Origin of the sequence: Pseudomonas sp. UBA3149 (assembly GCF_002364655.1) — a bacterium.
GTDB lineage: Bacteria > Pseudomonadota > Gammaproteobacteria > Pseudomonadales > Pseudomonadaceae > Chryseomonas > Chryseomonas luteola.
This window is the reverse complement of record NZ_DEYV01000006.1, coordinates 117,828-137,476: the sequence shown is the minus strand read 5'-3', so window position 1 is coordinate 137,476 and position 19,649 is coordinate 117,828. Positions and strand designations below refer to the sequence as shown.

Below are 19,649 nucleotides of genomic sequence, written 5' to 3'. Positions count from 1 at the left end.
CTGGAGCCTCCCGGCCACTTCAGTTAAGCGACGCTGGAGTTCTTGGCGAGCCATTGACGGCGCATGCGTTTGAGCACGAACAGGGCCAGGGCCGCTGTAATCAGGTCAAAGCTGATGGCCACGGCGAACACCGGCATCCAGCTGTCTGTGGACTGGTGGAGCAGGGCGGCCATCGGGCCGCCAAAGATGGAGCCGATCCCTTGAGCCATGTACAGGAAACCGTAATTAGTCGTGGCGTTGCGGGTGCCAAAGGTGTCGGTCAGGGTAGAGGGGAACAGGGAGAAGATTTCGCCGCAGCCCAGGAAGACTACACCGGACAGCAATACGAACAGCACAGGGTTATCGCTGGTCAGCAGCCACAGGGTCATGGCAATGCCTTCTGCGAAAAAGGCGAAGGCCATAGTGTTTTCACGGCCATATCGGTCCGAGATCCAGCCAAACAGCGGGCGGGTCAGGCCATTGCAGACACGGTCGATGGTCATTGCGAGCGGCAGTGCAGCCATGCCAAAGACCATGACACCGGTCATGCCAAAATCCTTGGCAAAGCTGGCCATCTGCGACGTTACCATGAGGCCCGAGGTCGACATCATCGCGAACATGGCAAACATGAGCCAGAACAGCGGCGTCTTGAGCATAGCCTTGGGTGCAACGTCCGGTGCGGTGCTGGAGGCAGGGCTGGTGTCGGCAATCCGCTCTGCCAACTCGGCTGGCGGTTGGCGCAGGAACTGTGCGGCGAGCAGGCCGACAATCCCCAGGATCAGACCAAAGGTGACCAGGGTATTTTCCATGCCAGCCGCTGCGAGGCTATTGCTGATGGGAAAGGTCGTGATCATCGCACCCATGCCGTAACCTGCGGCAACCGCACCGGCTGCCAGCCCCCGGTGATCAGGAAACCAGCGAACCATCAAGCCAACGATGCCCACATACACGATGCCGGTTCCCAAGCCCCCCATTAGGCCGTAGGTCAGGTAGATCATGGCGAGTGAGTTGGCCTGACTTGCCAGAATCCAGGACAGCCCTGTGAGGGCACAACCAAAGGCGATCAGTTTGCGTAAGCCGAAACGGTCAATCAGAAAACCTTGTACTGGCGAGAAAAACGTTTGCAGGACGATCAGAATGGAAAAGGTAATCTGGATCTGAGCCAGTGAGACACCCAGCTTTTGGGTCAATGGCGCCGTAAACAATGTCCAGACATATTGCGGGCTTGAAATGGCCATCATGCAGACAACGCCTGCGGCCAGTTGAAACCAGCGAGTGCCCAGAGCGCTGCCTGGCGCGCGACTATCTACCAATATCTTCGTATTCATGGAAGTTTCCGAGGGCTATATAACGATATGAATACGAGAGCAATGGATATGCCAGCTTTATATATTCCTTATGTTTTAAGGCGTTGGCGTTAAAATATAAGGATATGTTCATCCATAAGTATAATTTGCTGCTCTAACTTGGTGCGCTTGGCACTTTTTTGAAGCTATTTAATATCTGTGTGAAATAAAAAAGCCCGCTTTAAGGGCGGGCTTTTTTATTCGAAATCAATGGGATGCAGACTTAATAAGTATGTAAGGTAAGTTTGCTCTGCTTCAGGATAAGTTAAGCATTGGTTTGAATAATATATTCAACTAAATATTTAATGCATACATATTAAATATCACAGGTTAGAACTTAACCCGATTATGCTTTTCGGGATAGCGCTAAAAAGCCAATGTATAGCGTGAAACGGACATCTTGCGGCTTGATGTTTTCCAGACGCATATAACCGCCCTGCCAATGGCGTTTTGCCCCGGCGTTCAACGGGCGAGCACAAGCCACTGGCCGGGCGGGGCGTAGGCATTATGGGGACGCATGAAGACCCACATCGGCTACGGCATTGCTCACGATAAGGTGTCGACAGGGATTGGTTCTGATCTGCGTGGTCGACCAATGCCACTATCGGCTCGAACGGCAAGGGCAGTGGCAGAAAATGTCTGGGTGGGCCTTGCCATCAGTTACCGATGCGCAATCGGCTATACGGACAACAGTCCAAGAGAAGCCAAGAGAAACTCCACGATTGAAGACGGGGCGGACTATAGGCCTGGAAAGGACCTACTCAGCCGCTTGGCTGGCTAACATATGGGCTTGTTCAGGTTTTATTCAGAGTCCTGGGTACGCTGTTGGACAAGGGGTAGTGACGGGGCGACAAAATAATAGGCGGTAGTATCAAGCCGGATCCGGCTCAGCCGATAGCATCGTTATCGCAAAAACCATAGGGCGGTTTTTTGCCCACGAATGCTACCGGAGAGAAATCCAATGAATGCCCCCCAAGACTTCAACGCTGACGCCCAGGCGGCGGAGTTCAATTCACTCTGGTCAGCGATTGATCGCTCCCAAGCCGTCATCGAGTTTAACCTTGATGGCACCATCCTGCGCGCCAACCAGAATTTCCTCGACGCCTTGGGGTATCGGCTTGAGGAGATCGCCGGGCAGCATCACCGGATCTTCTGCGATGCCGAATACGCCAGTAGCATGTCCTATCGCCAGTTCTGGGAAAAGCTTGGCCGCGGCGAGTTCGATGCAGGGCAGTACAAGCGCCTGGGCAAGGGCGGCCGGGAGGTTTGGATTCAGGCGACCTACAACCCGATTTTCAATGCCGAAGGCAAACCGTACAAGGTGGTCAAGTTCGCGTCCGATGTGACCGAGGCTGTATTACGCAGCACCGACCACCAGGGCAAGGTCAATGCTATCGAACGCGCCCAGGCGGTTATCGAGTTCGATCTGACCGGCCACGTACTGCGGGCCAACGATAATTTCCTGTCTGTGCTGGGCTATAGCCTGGAAGAGATCAAGGGCAAGCATCACCGCATGTTCTGTGACGAAGAACATGCCAACTCCACTGCGTACCATCTGCTTTGGGAAAAGCTTGGCCGTGGTAAGTTCGACACCGGTGTCTACAAGCGCATCAGCAAGGAAGGGCGTGAAATCTGGATTCAAGCGACCTATAACCCGATCCTGGACGCCGAGGGCAAGCCTTACAAGATCGTGAAGTTCGCTACCGATATCACGGCCTTGCAGATCAAGAGTGCCGAGTATGAAGGCAAGATTGCGGCCATTGATCGTAGCCAGGCGGTCATCGAGTTCGATCTGCTGGGCAACATTCTCCATGCCAACCAGAACTTCCTGTCGACCCTGGGCTATCGCCTGGAAGAGATCGTCGGCAAGCACCACCGCATGTTCTGTGAGGAGCATTACGTCACTTCAGCCGCATATCGGGACTTCTGGCAGCGTCTGGGGCAGGGGCAGTTCTTCAGCGACCGTTACATGCGCCTGGGCAAGTTCGGGCAGAAGATCTGGATCCAGGCGACCTATAACCCAATCTTCAATGCCGACGGCCAGCCATACAAGGTTATCAAGTTCGCGACGGACATTACCCAGCAGGTCGAAATGGAGCAGTTGGTCAAGGCCAAGACGCAAGCCATGAGCAGCTCCGTGCAAAACCTGACGCAATCGATCAACCACATTGCCCAGAGCACTGGTGAGGCAAACGGGCTGGCGCGCATGACGCAGGAAGAGGCCGCCCAAGGCGCCGAGACGCTCAAGCGCTCCGTTGAAGCCATGGCCGTTATTGCCAAGTCTGCCGAAGACATTCAGGACATCATTCAGGTCATCAGCGACATCGCCAGCCAGACGAACATGCTGGCCTTCAACGCAGCCATCGAGGCGGCGCGGGCGGGCGAGCATGGCCTGGGCTTTTCGGTCGTGGCGGACGAGGTGCGCAAGCTGGCCGAGAAATCATCCCAGGCGACCAAGGAGATCGACAAGCTGATTCAGGAGTCCTCCAAGCGCATCACGGTGGGTAATGAAATCTCCCGAAGCGTAGGCGAAGCCTTCGAGCGTATCGCCAAGGGTGTAGTGCGTACCACGCGCTCCATCGATGCCATCAACGCCTCGACGGGCGACCAGCTGACGACGGCAGGTGAAGTGAACGAGCTGATTCGTGACCTCAATAACGTCACGTCCGGTGTTGGACCGCGTGGATGACCGCCATCATGACTGGCAGCGCATATGGAGTAGTCCGTGTCGGTGGCATCGAGATCGCCATTCCGGCATCGATCCTGCAACAGGTGGTGCGCTGGCCTGACCAGATACAGCCACGTCCGCCGGTAGCGCCTTACATGCGCGGTGTGTTCAGCCTGCGGGGTCGCGCGGTCCCGCTGGTGGACCTACACGTGCTGCTCGGTCTCACACCGGCTGGGGAGGGCGGAATGCCCAGCGAAGTGGCCCTCCTGCATCATCAGGAAGGACGTTTCGGGATTGGGATTGACGCCGTGGCGGATGTCATCCACATCGATGAAAGGCAACTCAGCGAACTGGGCACCCACAAACGTGGACAGGGTTTGTTGCCGCGCCTTTTCATGGGCGGCAGCCAGGGCGAGCGCATCATCTACCTTCTTGATATCGAGGCGCTGGCGTCGCTGCCGGAGTTGTTCATGGCCTTCGATCATGCACAGGAGTTGCGTGAGCGCGGCCGTACGGCTCGCTTCAAGCTCAAGCATTACATACTGCTGGGCTGTGATGGTCGCCGGTTCTGCCTGGAGGCTACGGCAGTCAGTGAGCTGGTCGAACATCCCCGGATCGATACCACGTTCTTTCAGAGCGAGTATTGCCTGGGTGTCACGGAGCTGCGGGGCACCCCGATTCCAGTGCTCAATCTTTCCCGCATCCTAGGGCTTGAAGAGGTCCCTGGCGAGACCAAAAAACAGCTGCTGGTCATGACAGCCAACGGCCATGCTTTTGGTTTTGCCTTTACCGAACTTCTGGCCATGATGCGGCGCAACCCGGACGATCTTGTGCCTATGCCGCGTTTCGGTCTGCAGCACCCCGCCATGTTTTCCGGGGTCATAAGCGGCGAAGATGGCCATGATGCATTACTGCTCAACCATACGGCGCTGCTGCGTCGCAAGGATATCCAGGCGTTCTCCAAGATCTTTGAAAACGCCAAGGGCCGCAGCAGCGAGGCCTCCAGTATTGTGCCCAAGGCGCGATCCCGGCAGGCTTGTCTGGTGTATGAGGCCGGTATCCAGTTTGCATCGCCGCTGCATCAGGTGGATGAGATCCTTCATATCCCCACGCAGTTCATGCGTCTCAAGCAAGCTCAGGGACATCTGATTGGGATGATCAACGTCCGGGGGCAACAGGTCTCGCTGATCTGCCTGAGCAGCCTGATCAATTCGTCGCCGCGTGAGGCAACCGAAAGCTCGCGTATTCTTTTGGTGACTGGCGAGGCAATGACCTTTGGCTTTGCGGTCTGCCAGATTGATGCAATCGAGACGTTCAACGATTTCGATCCCGGCATGCTCGAAAAGGGTTGGCAAACCCCGACAGGTGATTCCCTCTCCGTTGGGCAGCGGGCGCGAACGCTGGTAAGCATCGGCTCCGGCCTCAATCGCTGGCGCGCTACATTGCTGGACCTGAAGGCTGTGGCACGCGAACTGGAGGCAGAATTAGCCAGCCAGGAAATGCTGCCGGCATAGGACTGGTGCCTGAGGACGAGGTGATCGACAATGCGGCGATTACCTTGTCCGGGAGTTGCCCATGTCCATCCGCTGGATCGCCACACCGCAAACCGATCTCACCGTTCAGACCCTGTATGCCATTCTTGCGCTACGTACCGAGGTCTTCGTGGTAGAGCAGAAGTGTCCTTATCAGGAGGTGGACGGCCAGGACCTGACCGGCAATACCTATCACCTCATGGGCTGGGAAGGCGATACGCTGGTGGCTTATCTGCGAGTACTGGATCCGGTACTGCATGACGGGCAGGTAGTGATTGGCCGCGTCGTAACCGCGCCCGCCGCACGGGGTCGCGGGCTGGGGCATGAGCTGATGAAGCAGGGCCTGACCTTTTGCGAGGCGCACTGGGTCGATCTTCCCATTTATCTCTCTGCCCAGGCGCACCTGCAGGATTACTACGGCCGCTATGGCTTCGAGCCGGTTACAGACATCTACCTTGAAGATGACATCCCGCATATCGGGATGCGTCGTCGGACGTAACCCAGGCGTGTTTAGAGCGATTTAGAAATCGAATCCGATCTGAGTCCGATTCGGTTCGGCCTTTCTATGGGGTTTCCGGTGGGGGGTAATCACGTTGTTTTGGGCCTTGGGCGCCTTGAAGACAAGTGTGGTGAGGCGGACTGTTCGCATCGGGTCATCAGGCAGGCGGAGCGTTACCTCGCTACCGTGCTCAGGCTGCTCTTCCGGCGCCTCCTGATAAGCGGGATGAGCGTGGTTTTGTGCGCGGACATCGTTGATCGTTCGGGTCAGCCGTTGACCTCTATGAAAAACCAGAAGGATAAGCCGGGCTTCCCGGCTCAACGGATGGGCCAGCAGGTAGTCAAGTTGCTCCCGATACGCCTCGGCACTCTTCCAAAACAGGCAGTCGGCTAGACAGGCGATCCGCTCCCCATGACGCAGGCCAAGTGCGCTGTAGCCGATGGGCACAAAGGGCTCGATTGTTTCCGGGCGCTCGAACTGGCCGTTCAGTGCAATACCCAGGTAGTTTCTTAACGGCGCCTCATTCCATGTGGCGAACAGTGATGGACTGTAGGCCAGCAGCGTAATGGCGCTTTGCAAGGTTTCCACGATCTGCTCATGCTGATCACGGCTCAGCGTTGGCTCCGGCAAGTCGGGCCCATGGCCCATGGGCGGGAGCTCAGGAAACAGCTGCCCCCGCGAGGCAGGCGTAAGCCGTGCCAGTGGGCCGTCGGAGCGCTTGTGCAGTGGAATACCCAAGGTTTGCGCCAGGGCCTGATGAGAGAGCAGCCGCGTGCGGCGGGTGTTGATGACTGTTTCCACGATAGCCGAGAGGCTGTCGTTATAGGCCGCTACCTCCTGTCGAATCCAGGCGAGCGCTTTTTCGATCTCGTTGACTTCACGGTCGATCAGCGTGCGTGCGGCCTGCTCCGCGCCGCGCTTGATCTCGAAGGTCAGAATCAGAGATTGCCCGCTGATCCGTACGGCACCTGACGTACCCGCCCAGGGACCGGCCTGTGCGCCAAACCACTCCGCGTCGCCATAGAAGGGTATGTCGATATCGAGTCGATGGCTGGCCGCATTGCCCTCGAAATCCCCATGGTCATCGGTTTCAGCCTGCCACTCATGGCGGCGCAGCGCTGGCGGCTCGATCCGATAGGCCGCGATGAAGTAATCGATCAGCGCCTTTGGCGCCGTGTTGAGCAGGCGGTGTTCATCCAGCGCGGCCAATGCCTCGTCGAGGCGGCTCCGCTGGTTATCGAGTCGCTCCCTGGGGTCGAAAGTGGAAAACAGCTCGTCCTGCAACACGTGTGCACTCATTCGCCTGTCCCGGTGACTACCCGTCAACATCGTCTTTTATTGGAGCCGGAGAAGGCAAGGGAATATCCCGGACCGACCGTCAATAAAAAGGGACCATATAGGCCCCTTGTGAGCCTTTCGTATCAGGCCTTCTTGAACTCCTCCTCAATGGCTTCCAGTGTCTTGTTCCGGGTCTCGGGCAGGTAGCGGACCACGAACGCAATGGCCAGCAGGCCGAACGCAAAGAACATGAAGAACGTCGTGGAGATACTGAACCACGCTACTAACTGCAGGAAGAAAAAGCCTACCAGGAATGTGGTCAGCCATAGCACGCCGCCGGTAAAGCCTAGGGCCAGGCCCCGGATACGCATGGGAAAGATCTCGGACAGCATCAACCAGGTCACTGGTGAGATGGCCCCTTGCTGGAAAGCCAGAAAGCTGACCGTAAGGCCCAGGATAATAAACGCGCGCTCCGTGCCTGGCGCCATGCTCATCGAGACCAGACCAATCAGCAGCAGGCACGTAGTCGTGCCGATCAGGCCGGTGATCAGCATCGGCCGACGGCCGACCCGGCCCAGTAGCCAGATGCCCAGAAAGGTAGCCAGTACGGAGATCACACCGTTGGCGATGTTGGCTGTGAGCGCCGCCTGCGTATCAAAGCCGGACTCCTTCAGGATCTGGGTGCCGTAATACATGATCGAGTTGACGCCGGTGATCTGCTGCACGACGGCGATACCTATAGCAATCAGAAAGATCTTGCGAATCCAGGGCGTTTTCAGGTCTTCCCAGCTACCCTCTTTGGTCTTGGAGTCCTCCTGCGCGGCTTGGCGTACTTCCTTGGCCTCCTTATGTGCCTGATGCTCGGCGCGAACCTCTTTAAGCGTACGCAGCATTTCGCCGAAGCGGCCTTTGGACGCGAGCCAACGGGGACTTTCCGGCATGACCAGCATGCCCAGCCAGAGCACCACGGCTGGAAGCGTGGCAATGACCAGCATCCAGCGCCAGATATGGCTACCCTCGAAAAAGTGCGCAATCGCAGCGTTGCAGGTAAAGGCCAGTAACTGGCCCGACACGATCATCAGTTCATTGCGCGTCACCATCTGCCCGCGCTTGTGCGCAGGCGACATCTCCGCCAGGTAGACCGGAACGGTGACCGAGGCACCACCAACGGCAAGCCCCAGGATGAAGCGGGCCAGCACTGATCTCGGCGTTGGGCGCAAGGGTGCTGCCCAATGTGCCAAGGATGAAAATGATCGACAGCAAGAGGATGATCTTGCGTCGGCCACGGGCGTCGGAGAGGCGGCCGCTGATAGCGGCACCGATGGCACCGCCAAAGACTAGGGAAGACGCCACCAGACTTTCAGAAAAAGGCGTGAGGCCAAAGTCTTCCTTGATGAAGGGAAGCGCGCCGTTGATGACGCCAGTGTCATACCCAAACAGCAAGCCGCCAAAGGTTGAGATCGTGGTGATGATCTGCATCTTGCGCTTGTGGTTGGTAGGCGAGGAGTCTGTTGTCGAAGGCTCTGCATTTGCAGGCGAGGCGAGGGATGATGGGGTTTTTATCATAGATTTCTCTTTGCACGTTAAGCCGTGACGCTCATCCATCCCTGGTTGATCACGAGGCAGTCCAAGGTGCCTTGATACTGGGCGGGTCCGCTAAATGCACGTGCTTCGGCCGGGAGATTGATTGCCCGTGCGACGCTATCGATGCGTTTGGAACCCACGTTATCGAGCGTATGGGGCTCATAGGGATAGACTGGCGTGCTTGGAGAGTGGTTTCAAAAAAAGCCACTGAGGAGTATCTGCATCACAGAATCCTGAGTGAAAGGCTGACGAACTCCCAGGCGGTGGGCGTCAGTGATGGCTGCCAGAGCGCGGCCTGAAGAAAATCCGTAGCCGGTAGGGTAAACATCGTCATAAAGAGGCGATTACTTGATACCGAGTCGGTATCGGGCCAGGCAGGTTAGCCAGGCGGCAAAACCGCCTGGCTGGCTTGACTCAGTTAAGGCTGACCATTTCCGCCGGAGGCGCCAAAGACTTGACCTGTGACATAGCTGGCCTCGGTGGAAGCCAACTGCACGTAAAGCGGTGCGATTTCCACAGGCTGGCCGGGACGCTTGAGCGGGGTGTCGCCTCCAAAGCTCTTGAGCTTTTCCATCGTCTGGCCACCGCAGACTTGCAAGGGTGTCCAGAACGGGCCGGGCGCTACGGCGTTGACGCGAATACCCTTGTCCGCCAATTGTTTGGCCAGCCCCTTGCTGAAATTGGCAATGCCGGCCTTGGTCAACGCATAATCGACCAGATTGGCCGAAGGATCGTAGGCATTGACCGATGATGTGTTGATGATCGAAGCGCCTTCCGGCAGATGCGGAATGGCAGCCTTGGTGATCCAGAACATGGCGTACAGATTGGTCTTGAGCGTCCAGTCGAACTGCTCATTGCTCAGGTCAAGAATCGAATCGTGGCTCTGCTGGCGCGCAGCATTGTTGACCAGGATATCCAGTCCACCCAGCTCCTTTACGGCGCGGTCCACCAGCTCGCGGCAGAATGCTTCGTCGCGAATGTCACCGGGAATGGCTACCGCCTTGCGGCCGGCCTGCTGGATCAGCTGAACCACTTCCTTGGCATCGGGTTCCTCATCCGGCAGGTAATTAATGGCAACGTCCGCGCCTTCGCGGGCAAAGGCGATGGCTGCGGCACGGCCGATACCCGAGTCGCCCCCGGTGATCAGGGCCTTGCGGCCGGCGAGGCGGTTATTGCCTTTGTAGCTTTCTTCACCGTGATCTGGCCGAGGCGTCATCTTGCTGGCCAGCCCTGGCCAGGGTTGGGTTTGCTCCTGAAACGGAGGGCGGGGATGGCCGCTCTTGGGATCGCTCAACGGGGCCGGGTCGGCTACAACCTTGCCATTGGCCGTCTGAGCAAAGGCGGGGGCCGCTGCGGCGGCGGCAATCGTGACAGCCGCACCCTGCATGAGTTTACGGCGAGACGTGGAGAGGTCGTTCGGATTCATGGCTGGCTCCTGAGAATGGGAATAAGCGGTGATCGAAACGGCAAGGCAGCAGCGCCCGTCGGGGCATCTGCCGGGTAAGCACCTGATGCGATGCTTGAATCATTGTGACCGGGGTAGACGTACAGACCGTGCGCATCGTTCCCCAACCAAGGCAATAATGGGCGAATGGTCTGTTAGGTAAGAGCCTGGGGCTAGAGCGGATGACAGTTGACGCGGATAGGGCAGGGCCTTTGCAGATAGGGCCCGTTCATGACTAAGGGTTGAACAACAGACAGGCAGGCCTGCCTCGCGCCTGAAAGGCGCAAGCCAGGGTGCAGGGAGGCTTACAGCGTTGGGTCTACTTCACGTACCAGCACATAATGGCGACCGGTTTCGTCTTCACAATAGTCGTACACATAGAACATCTCGACCACTCCGGCTCCTGGCATGGCAGCCACGAGGTCACCCGGCTCAGGTGTAAAAAAACCTGCCGTGCCCGGCTCGGCCTCGCTCTCGATGCGGGCGGTGGAAAACAGGTCGGGGTCCATGTCGCCAAAAAAATCGTCGCGTGTTTCCTGGTCCCAGTCCTCGGGCACCTTGAATTCACCCGTAAACAGGATCTTGGCGTCACCCAGATCGTCGGCATCAACTTCCGGATTTTCGTCCGGGCGGTAGACCGTGCAGTCCAGAACGTTGCTGTCGCTCAGGATGGTTTCCCGTGCGGCAAGACGCTTTTTCGAGCCAAACGAATCTGCCGTATAGGATACGGAATCCGGGCCGTTGGTTATGCGATCGTTGGGACTCATAGCACTCTCCATGGTCATGGTTCTGCCTTCATAGCAGATAAGGCGAAAATTTCCGTGTCTTCCAGTCATTTTGGCGCTTTTTCGTGCCGCAGAACCATCTTTTTTATGTAAGCGTCTGTCTTATGACTGCATATTGATGGGGTTTACGCCTGAGGCTCTTCAATGACCGTTCAGGCACCGGAGCGGCGAGGGGCAATAAGGGTTGGGATACAAACGCGAACCGGCGCAGTCCAAGTTACAAATTCACTGTTCAGGGTCCGATATGACAGCGCCAGACACAGAAGAGCAGGTAAACGCGCCTGATCCAGAATACGTTCAATGGTTAGTCAACCAGTCGATGCTCTACAAGGCTCGTCAACGTGCCAAGGCGTATGGCGGTCAGGCGCGGCTCTGGATGCATCCCTATGCTGAAACGCGTCCGCGTCGGGCCACGGCCATTGCCTCCGTCTGGTTCACGGCCTACCCCAGCTCAGTGATCACCGGATCAGGCGATTCCGTCATCAAGACACTGGGGAGCGCTCCGCTATGGAATGCGTTGTCTTCCATTGGCGTGCAGGCGATCCATACGGGGCCGACCAAGCTGTCCGGCGGGCTCAAGGGACGGGAGATTACGCCTACCATCGACGGCAACTTCGACCGGATCAGTCTCGACATCGACCCGCTCTACGGAACGGAAGAAGAGTTCATCGCCCTGAGCCGAATGGCCTCTGCCCACAACGCGGTAGTCGTGGACGACATCATCCCGGCTCACACTGGCAAGGGCGCCGATTTTCGGCTCGCCGAATTAGGCTATGAAGATTATCCGGGCCTTTACCATATGGTGGAGATCAAGCCGGAGGACTGGGAATTGCTGCCGGAGGTGCCGGAAGGACGCGATGCAGTCAACCTGTCGCCCGAGGTCGTCGATGCCCTGAAAGAGAAGTGCTATATCGTCGGCCAGCTCCAGCGCGTCATCTTTTTCGAACCGGGTGTGAAAGAGACTGACTGGAGTGCCACACCGGTCGTTACCGGTGTGGATGGCAAGAACCGGCGCTGGGTATACCTGCACTACTTCAAGGAAGGTCAACCTTCCCTGAACTGGCTCGACCCCAGTTTCGCTGCACAGCAACTGATCATTGGCGATGCGCTGCATTCGCTGGATGTGCTTGGCGCACGCGGGCTGCGTCTGGATGCCAACGGCTTCCTGGGTGTTGAACGGCGCGCCAACGACAAAGCCTGGTCTGAAGGGCATCCCTTGTCCATCGTCGGCAACCAACTGATTGGCGGCATGGTCCGCAAAGCTGGCGGCTTCAGCTTTCAGGAGCTCAACCTGACCGTGGACGATATCGCGGCCATGGGGCAGGGCGGGGCAGATCTCTCTTACGACTTCATCACCCGTCCGGCCTACCATCACGCCGTGCTGACGGGCGATACCGAATTCCTGCGCCTGATGCTGCGTACCATGCATCAATTCAACATCGACCCGGCGTCACTCATCCATGCCTTGCAGAACCACGATGAGCTGACCCTGGAGCTGGTGCACTTCTGGACCCTGCATGCCGACACCAATTTCGTCTACCAGGGCCAGACCTGGCGCGGCAGCATCTTGCGCGAGCATATTCGTGAGGTCATGTACGAGCGTCTTAGCGGTGAGCATGCGCCCTACAACCTGCGGTTTGTCACCAACGGCGTAGCCTGCACCACGGCGAGCGTGATTGCCGCAGCCCTAGGCATCCGCGAACTGGACAGCATGACCGACGAGGACAAGGAACGGGTCAAGCGGGTCCATCTGCTCCTTGCCATGTATAACGCCTTGCAACCTGGCGTATTCGCCCTGTCCGGGTGGGATCTGGTAGGGGCATTGCCCTTGCCGTTCGGTCTGGTGGAAGACCGCATGCGCGATGGCGATACACGATGGATTCAGCGCGGTGCCTATGATCTGGCAGATGCCAATAACGAGGCGACCCATTCCGGTGAAGGTCTGCCCAAGGCCGTCAACCTTTATGGCAGTCTGACCCAGCAGCTGGCCGACCCGGACTCCTTTGCCAACAAGCTCAAGCGTATCCTTTCGGTACGCCAGGCCTATGGCATTGCGTCCAGCCACCAGATTGCGGTGCCGGATGTCACCTCGCCGGGGCTTCTGGTCATGGTGCACGAGCTGCCCGCCGGGCGTGGCACCCAGATTACCGCGCTAAACTTTGGCGCCACCTCGATCCAGGAAACCATCACCCTGACCAACGTTACGCCGGGGCCGGTCGTGGATATGATCAACGAGACGGTTGAAGGTGATCTCACCGACAACGGCGAGCTGACGATCAATCTGGAAGGGTATGAGGGGCTGAGCCTGCGGATCGTAGGTGCCCTGCCCAACACGCCGTTCGACGTTTAAGGGCTGAAAAGGGCTGCGAAGCAAAATGTATTTGCTCGCAGCCCTTTATAGATTCAATCGTCCCGGGTGAGGACTTCCAGCAGCTCGATCTCGAAGATCAGGTTCGAGTTCGGTTTGATATGCGCGCCAATCTGGCGCTCACCATAGGCCAGGTGCGCCGGCACGAACAGCCTGCGTTTGCCGCCCACCTTCATCCCCATTAACCCGATATCCCAGCCCTTGATGACTCGGCCCGTGCCGATGACGCACTGGAACGGCCGACCCTTTTCGTATGAAGAGTCGAATACGGTGCCATCTTCCAGAGTGCCTCGGTACTGGGTCGTGATCAGGGCACCTTTGACAGCTTCCTTGCCTTCGCCCAGCTGGATATCTTCAATCGTCAGTTCGTTGCTCATGGGGTGTTCTCTGTGTTCGTTGGATTCTGCGGCTTTTCAGGCGTAACCGCAGGTTTGGGCGCTGCGTCCGGCAGGGGAGCGCCTTTTGGCCAAAGCATCCAGATTCGGCCGTCCTGCTTCATATGGCCGGCCAGCTCGCCGGCATCATCACCTGTGCCCCAGAAAAGATCGGCCCGGACCTCTCCCGTAATGGCGCCACCGGTATCCTGTGCGGCCACCGGGCGAATCACGGGGCTGCCATCCGGGCGGGTGGTGGACAGCCAGAGCAGGCTGCCCAGCGGAATCACCTTGCGATCAATGGCTACGCTGTAGCCAGGCGTCAATGGAACGTTCAACGAGCCGCGGGGTGCTTCGTTGCTGTCCGGGCGTTGGCTGAAAAACACATAGCTCGGGTTACTGCCCAAGAGCTCCGGCACACGATCCGGGTTGGCCGTGGCCCACTCGCGAATCTTGCTCATGCTGACCTCTTCCTTTTGCAGCAGCCCCTGCTCCACCAGCCAGCGGCCGATAGGCTTGTAGGGATACCCGTTCTGATTTGCGTACCCGATACGCAACTGGCGACCATCTTCCAGTTCAACACGGCCCGAGCCCTGGATCTGTAAGAATTGCAGGTCCATCGGATCACGCAGCCAGGCCAGTACAGGGGCATCTACACCCTGCTGCATGATGGTGGCGGCGTCATCATAGGGTTTGAGCGTCTGGCCTTCGAGTCGGCCTCGCAGGCGTTTCCCCTTGAGTTCAGGGTAAATGCTGGCCAGATCGACGGTAATCAGGTCGGTAGGTGTGCCATAGACCGGCACAGGATGGGCTTCATCCTGCACAAGGCTGCCGCGATAGACCGGCTCGTAATAGCCCGTGATAAGGCCATGCTCGCCCTTCAGAGAGCGCAGGCTGTAGACCTGTAGCTGGCTTTTGAGAAAGTCCCGTACGGCGCGTGGGTCATACGGGACCTGCGCAGCTGCCTGACACGGTTCACTCCAGGCCTCGTTGTTCTTGAGCTTCTCGCAGCCTGCCTGCCAAGCCTTGAAGCCTGCCATAAGGTCGGCGTCACTGGTGACAGGAAGATCCTCCCAGCGGACAGGAGTGTAGGTGGCAACTTCCGGCGGTTTGGGCGGCGGCTTTTGCTTGAACTTGGAGCCGTCGTCACAACCGGCCAGCAAGGCTAACAGAGATACGGCGGCACAGGCCATGAGCCGCCAGGGGTAACGATAGGCAAGCACGTCAACTGTTCTTGTCGATGAGTGAGCCGGTAGCTTGGTGAAATCAGACCGTGACGTCAAATGCCGATCCTGACTTTCCCACCTACTGAATCATGTTGCAAAACAGTCAGGTAGGCCTGCCGAGGCTGGTTAAATTATAACCAACTCTATGCGGAAGATCATGGCGTTACAGTGCTTGGAATGCGTTCCAGCGGCATGCGCTGATGTTCTTTCCAGACGCCATTTTCCAGGGCGATACGGCCAGTGACATCCAGTGTCGGACAGCAGGACGCATCGGCTGCCTTGAAGGTGAGCCCCTGATACCAGAGGTCATCGTTTCGGATGAAAAGGCTGCTGATGTGCTTGGGAAGCTCTGTTGAGCTCTGCTTGGGCATCGAGTAATCGGCATCGATGAAATAGTCGCCGCCCGGGCTCTGGCGCAGGATGGCCATGAGCGGCCGAGTGGCGGTAGGTGTGCCGCTGCAGCCGACATCCAGCTCGTACACCGCCAGGAAAACCGCTTTTCCCTCCAGCTGGTAGGGGATGATATTGCGTGGGTCCATCGAGAAGGAGCAGCCCAGCGACTTGCCGAATTGCTCAATGATAGGCGGCAACTTGGCTAACGTCTCGGTCCGCTTGGGTTCCGAGGCCTGCACAATGTAATCGGTCAGGTCAACCTTGATATCTGCCAGGCAGCTCAAGGGCAAAAGTGACAAAGCCATCCAAAGGGCCATAAAACGCATTGGGCTTCCTCTCCGTGGAACAGAACGCAAGGATCATTTCAATTGGTCGATATTGACGTGCATAAAGGGCATCGGTTCGCCCGGTGTACAACTATTGTTCAATTTGGAAGCGGATTCGCCTTTTGAAAATGCCGTGCCTGTCGATTGCTCTATCGACAACGGCCACTAAAACGCTCGGGCGCACATAATGCCTTGCATACAGGCTTACATACAGCGAATGTGCTCGCTGAGTAGCCTATCCATTAGGGCGTGCTCTGGTTATCAGAAGGCGTTGCGCTCTTCCAGGCAGTCGTCCCCACCCATTTCGAATTCGCGGCAGATCAAAGGGCGATTCTCATAGATGCTGCATCGCATGGTTTTTCGATCCAGCGCGGCGCACCAGCCGTCGTCCAGGCGCGCCATGGTCATCGAGCCCCATTGGTCCTCCTCGATAAAGCGCATGGGAACGCCGGTATCCGTAATCAGCATGACTTCCAGACGGCAGCACTTGGCCGCACAGGTGTCACAAGTGACACTGGGTTCGGGCTTGGCGGGCGGCGCAGAGGCAGGCAGGTTATGGAGCGGAATCACGTGATCACCGGCGTAAAGGCAGGCTGCAAGATTACCGACAGTTAAGGCCTGCTCAAAACGAAGAATGATCCATCAGGAGGAAAACTGACGGACCGCAGGCCTCTCATGTCTGCCTGCGTTCCGTCAGCGATCGATTACCGGGGCGTTGGATTCTGCTCCGGCTGATTGCCATACGCCGTTTGTCCGATGTCATCGCCCGAGGTGGTGCGATTATCGCTGTTGCGCAGTTTGGCGACGGCATCGGCATCCACCGGACCGCCCTTGTTGCCCCAGCTGGTCCGGATAAAGGTCACCACATCCGCTACCTGCTGATCACTCAAACGCCAGCCGAAGGCAGGCATGACGATTGTCGAGGGCGCACTCTTGAGACCCGGCAGCTTGCCCCCTTCCAGCACAATGTGGATAAGGGACGTCGGGTCTTCCGTCTGCACCACGGTGTTACCGGCCAGTGCCGGGAACGCCCGGGTGTAGCCCAGGCCATCCGAGCGGTGGCAGGCGTTGCAGTTGTCGATGTAGACCGCTGCGCCGCGCTTGCTTTCATCCCCTTTTACCAGCATCTCGGAAACGGCATTGTTGCGCTGATAGGGCGGGGCGTCCGGATGGACCGGCGAAAGCGTCTTCAGGTAACGGACGATTGCGGTCAGATCCTCGTCGCTCATGTACTGCAGGCTGTGCTCGACCACCTGCGTCATGCCGCCAAAGACGGCCATGTCATCCGAGCGGCCTGTCTTGAGGAATTCCACCAGCTGTGCCTCGTCCCACCGGGCAATGCCTTCCTTGTGGTCATTGCGCAGGCTTTTGGCAACCCAGCCTTCCAGCGGGGCGCTACCCGCGAGGAAGTCCTTGCCGTCGGCATCGCTGAGGGCTTTTTCCTGCATGGCAATGCCGCGGGGTGTGTGGCAGGCACCGCAATGGCCCAGGCCCTCCACCAGATAGGCGCCACGGGCAACCACTGGGTCCATGCCCTGCGCCGGTTTGAAGTCGGCAACCTCCGGCGCGAACAGCTTGCGCCAGACAGCCAGGGGCCAGCGCATCGACAGCGGCCAGGGAATCGCCACGTCCTGGTTGGGCTGAGTCACCGGCTGAACGCCGTGCATGAAGTAGGCGTACAGGGCGCGCATGTCCTCTTCGGTGACGCGTGCATAAGAGGGATACGGCATGGCCGGATAGAGCGAGTGCCCTTCCTTGGCGATGCCGTGACGTACGGCCTTGTCGAAATCCTCGAAACTGTAATTGCCGATGCCGGTTTCCTTATCCGGCGTGATGTTGGTCGAGTAAATGGTGCCGATGGGTGTGCCTATGGGCAGGCCGCCAGCGAAGGGCTTGCCGCCGGCTGCTGTATGACAGGCCACACAGTCACCGGCGCGAGCCAGGTATTCGCCCTTCTTGATCAAGGACTGATCCAGGCCGGTTTCCTGAGCGAGGGCGGGCAGGGCGATCAGGCCCAGGGCCAGTGCAGAGATGAGTGCTTTCATGGTCGACGTCCTCATGCCTGCACCAGTGGGCCAGGGTTTTTCAGGTACTGCTCGCGAATGGCGCGTGCCGACCAGTAGGTGAGGGCTGCCACAAGGCCTGTCGGGTTGTAGCCCAGCCCCTGTGGGAAGGCCGAGGCGCCCGGAACAAACACGTTGTGCACATCCCAGCTCTGCAGGTAACGGTTGAGGGCGCTGGTCTTGGGGTCGGTGCCCATGATGGCGCCGCCGTTCAGGTGGGTGGTCTGATAGCTGACCGTATTGAAATGCGTTCCCGGCGCCTTGACCTGTACGTTGATGGCCTTGGGATTCATGGCTTCGGCGATGCGCTTCATCTTGTCGACCATGAAGTGCGTCATCTTGATGTCGTTTTCCTTCCAGTCGAAGGTCATGCGCAGGAGCGGCATTCCATACGCATCCTTGTAGGTCGGATCGAGGTCCAGGTAGTTGTCGCGGTAGGACTGGTGCGCTCCGTGGGCATCCATGGACAGTTGATGGTTGTAGTAATCGGCCGCTGCCGCCTTCCACTGGCTGCCCCAATTGGGTGTGCCCGGAGGATTGCTTACACCGGCGATGGGGCGCGTGCCCGCTTGGTTCACCCAGAACGGCGAGCCACCTACAAAGCCGTGAGGGCCGTGGTCGAAGTTATCGGCATTGAAGTCATCCACCGCCACGCCATTACCGCCCGCACCGATAAAGGGGTTGGTGAAGTGCTGGTCCTTGTCGAAGTAGGCCTTGATGGTCGCCATGTTCTGGTAGGCGAAATTTTTGCCGACCACACCTTCGCCGGTTTTCGGATCATAGGGCTTGCCGATGCCTGAAAGCAGCATCAGCCGCACGTTGTTGAATTGGAAAGCGCCGAGAATGACGATATCGGCCGGCTGTTCAATCTCGTTGCCTTGGGCATCCACATAGGTCACGCCTGTGGCGAGCTTCTTGTCGTCGGTCAGGTTGACCTTCAATACGTGGGCATCGGCGCGCAGTTCGAACTTGGGTTCCTGGCGCAGCGCCGGCAGGATGTTCAGGTTAGGCGAAGACTTGGAGTACATGTAGCAGACGTACCCACTGCAATATCCGCAGAAATTGCACGGCCCCATCTGGCAGCCGTAGGGATTGGTGTAAGGACCGGAGGTATTAGCCGAGGGCAGGTCATAGGGGTGGTAGCCCACATCCCAGGCGGCCTTCTGAAACAGCTGCGCTGACACCGTATTCTTTTGCGGCGTGAGCGGAAAGTGATCGGAGCGGTCCGGCGCAAAGGGGTTGCCGCCTTTGCCTTTGCCAACCAACTCACCCTTTACCGTCCAGGCCTGACCGGAGGTGCCGAAGACTTTTTCGGCAAAATCGAAGTACGGCTCCAGCTCCTCGTAGGTCACGCCAAAGTCCTGGATGGTCATACCATCCGGGATGAAATTCTTGCCGTACCGTTCTTCATAGTGACTGCGCAGGCGCAGCTCTACCGGGTCGACCCGCAGATGCACGCCGGACCAGTGCAGACCTGCACCGCCTACGCCATCGCCGGGCAGAAAGGCGCCGAGCTGACGATAGGGCAGTGCCGTCTGGCTCACGTTGTGGCGAATGGTGACGGTTTCCTTGGATGTGTCCACGAACAGCTTGCGACGGATGCTGTAGGTCAGCTCGTCGATCACCTGTGGGTAGGAACCATCTGGATAGGTATCACGCATCGGGCCACGCTCCAGCGCGACCACGGAAAGGCCCGCCTCGGTCAGCTCCTTGGCCATGATGGCCCCGGTCCAGCCAAAGCCCACGATTACCGCATCGGCTTTCTGCATCACTTTTGCCATGGA

Annotated in this window: 16 protein-coding genes; 4 read left to right on the top strand and 12 right to left on the bottom strand. The window is 58.2% G+C overall.

Features of this window, described 5'->3' with window-relative positions; translation table 11 throughout:
* Positions 1–23: 23 nt before the first annotated feature.
* A complete protein-coding gene (gene oxlT / locus B3729_RS04255; protein ID WP_286787178.1) occupies positions 24–1,307 on the bottom strand; it encodes an oxalate/formate MFS antiporter in 1,284 nt (427 codons plus the stop codon).
* Positions 1,308–2,265: 958 nt separating this feature from the next.
* Between oxlT and B3729_RS04250 the strand changes: the two genes are divergently transcribed.
* The 3 genes from B3729_RS04250 to B3729_RS04240 all read left to right on the top strand — a co-directional run bounded on the left by B3729_RS04250 (position 2,266) and on the right by B3729_RS04240 (position 6,024).
* Positions 2,266–4,014, top strand: a complete 1,749-nt coding sequence (locus tag B3729_RS04250) for a methyl-accepting chemotaxis protein (protein WP_409438595.1) — start codon at positions 2,266–2,268, stop codon at positions 4,012–4,014.
* Positions 4,015–4,022: 8 nt separating this feature from the next.
* Positions 4,023–5,507 carry a chemotaxis protein CheW gene (locus B3729_RS04245; RefSeq protein WP_286787172.1) on the top strand — a complete coding sequence of 495 codons (1,485 nt, stop codon included), beginning with the start codon at positions 4,023–4,025 and terminating at the stop codon, positions 5,505–5,507.
* Between the two features lie 61 nt (positions 5,508–5,568).
* The gene (locus tag B3729_RS04240; protein WP_286787170.1) at positions 5,569–6,024 is read left to right on the top strand and encodes a GNAT family N-acetyltransferase; all 456 of its coding nucleotides are present in this window, start codon (positions 5,569–5,571) and stop codon (positions 6,022–6,024) included.
* A gap of 21 nt (positions 6,025–6,045) precedes the next feature.
* On the opposite strand, the gene B3729_RS04235 is transcribed toward B3729_RS04240, so the two are convergent.
* From B3729_RS04235 to B3729_RS04215, 5 genes are all read right to left on the bottom strand, one after another.
* Positions 6,046–7,323, bottom strand: coding sequence for a hypothetical protein (locus B3729_RS04235; protein ID WP_286787166.1), 1,278 nt, complete (start codon positions 7,321–7,323; stop codon positions 6,046–6,048).
* Between the two features lie 122 nt (positions 7,324–7,445).
* Entirely contained in the window at positions 7,446–8,501 is a 1,056-nt protein-coding gene (locus B3729_RS04230) for a sugar porter family MFS transporter (RefSeq protein WP_286787164.1), read from the bottom strand.
* Positions 8,386–8,868, bottom strand: coding sequence for an MFS transporter (locus B3729_RS04225; RefSeq protein ID WP_286787157.1), 483 nt, complete (start codon positions 8,866–8,868; stop codon positions 8,386–8,388). Before B3729_RS04225 ends, B3729_RS04230 begins: the two co-directional genes overlap by 116 nt.
* Before the next feature lie 436 nt (positions 8,869–9,304).
* Positions 9,305–10,312: an SDR family oxidoreductase gene (locus B3729_RS04220; RefSeq protein WP_286787149.1), complete on the bottom strand. Its 1,008-nt coding sequence runs from the start codon at positions 10,310–10,312 to the stop codon at positions 9,305–9,307.
* 323 nt (positions 10,313–10,635) lie between these two features.
* Positions 10,636–11,097 (bottom strand): hypothetical protein, encoded by a 462-nt coding sequence (locus B3729_RS04215; RefSeq protein WP_244322521.1) that lies wholly within the window; start codon positions 11,095–11,097, stop codon positions 10,636–10,638.
* A 262-nt stretch (positions 11,098–11,359) separates the two neighbouring features.
* On the opposite strand from B3729_RS04215, the gene treS reads away from it, so the two are divergent.
* Positions 11,360–13,465, top strand: a complete 2,106-nt coding sequence (treS, locus tag B3729_RS04210; RefSeq protein ID WP_286787148.1) for a maltose alpha-D-glucosyltransferase — start codon at positions 11,360–11,362, stop codon at positions 13,463–13,465.
* A 53-nt stretch (positions 13,466–13,518) separates the two neighbouring features.
* Here treS and B3729_RS04205 read toward each other — a convergent pair whose 3' ends face one another.
* From B3729_RS04205 to B3729_RS04180, 6 genes are all read right to left on the bottom strand, one after another.
* Positions 13,519–13,860: an FKBP-type peptidyl-prolyl cis-trans isomerase gene (locus tag B3729_RS04205; RefSeq protein ID WP_286787146.1), complete on the bottom strand. Its 342-nt coding sequence runs from the start codon at positions 13,858–13,860 to the stop codon at positions 13,519–13,521.
* The gene (locus tag B3729_RS04200) at positions 13,857–15,050 is read right to left on the bottom strand and encodes a murein transglycosylase A (RefSeq protein ID WP_286787356.1); all 1,194 of its coding nucleotides are present in this window, start codon (positions 15,048–15,050) and stop codon (positions 13,857–13,859) included. Before B3729_RS04200 ends, B3729_RS04205 begins: the two co-directional genes overlap by 4 nt.
* A gap of 188 nt (positions 15,051–15,238) precedes the next feature.
* Positions 15,239–15,802 carry a hypothetical protein gene (locus B3729_RS04195; protein WP_286787144.1) on the bottom strand — a complete coding sequence of 188 codons (564 nt, stop codon included), beginning with the start codon at positions 15,800–15,802 and terminating at the stop codon, positions 15,239–15,241.
* A gap of 261 nt (positions 15,803–16,063) precedes the next feature.
* The gene (locus tag B3729_RS04190) at positions 16,064–16,354 is read right to left on the bottom strand and encodes a YkgJ family cysteine cluster protein (protein ID WP_404626940.1); all 291 of its coding nucleotides are present in this window, start codon (positions 16,352–16,354) and stop codon (positions 16,064–16,066) included.
* A gap of 152 nt (positions 16,355–16,506) precedes the next feature.
* Positions 16,507–17,847 carry a cytochrome c gene (locus tag B3729_RS04185; protein WP_286787142.1) on the bottom strand — a complete coding sequence of 447 codons (1,341 nt, stop codon included), beginning with the start codon at positions 17,845–17,847 and terminating at the stop codon, positions 16,507–16,509.
* Positions 17,848–17,858: 11 nt separating this feature from the next.
* Complete coding sequence (locus B3729_RS04180) at positions 17,859–19,646, bottom strand: GMC family oxidoreductase (RefSeq protein ID WP_010796628.1); 1,788 nt, start codon at positions 19,644–19,646, stop codon at positions 17,859–17,861.
* Between the last annotated feature and the right edge of the window lie 3 nt (positions 19,647–19,649).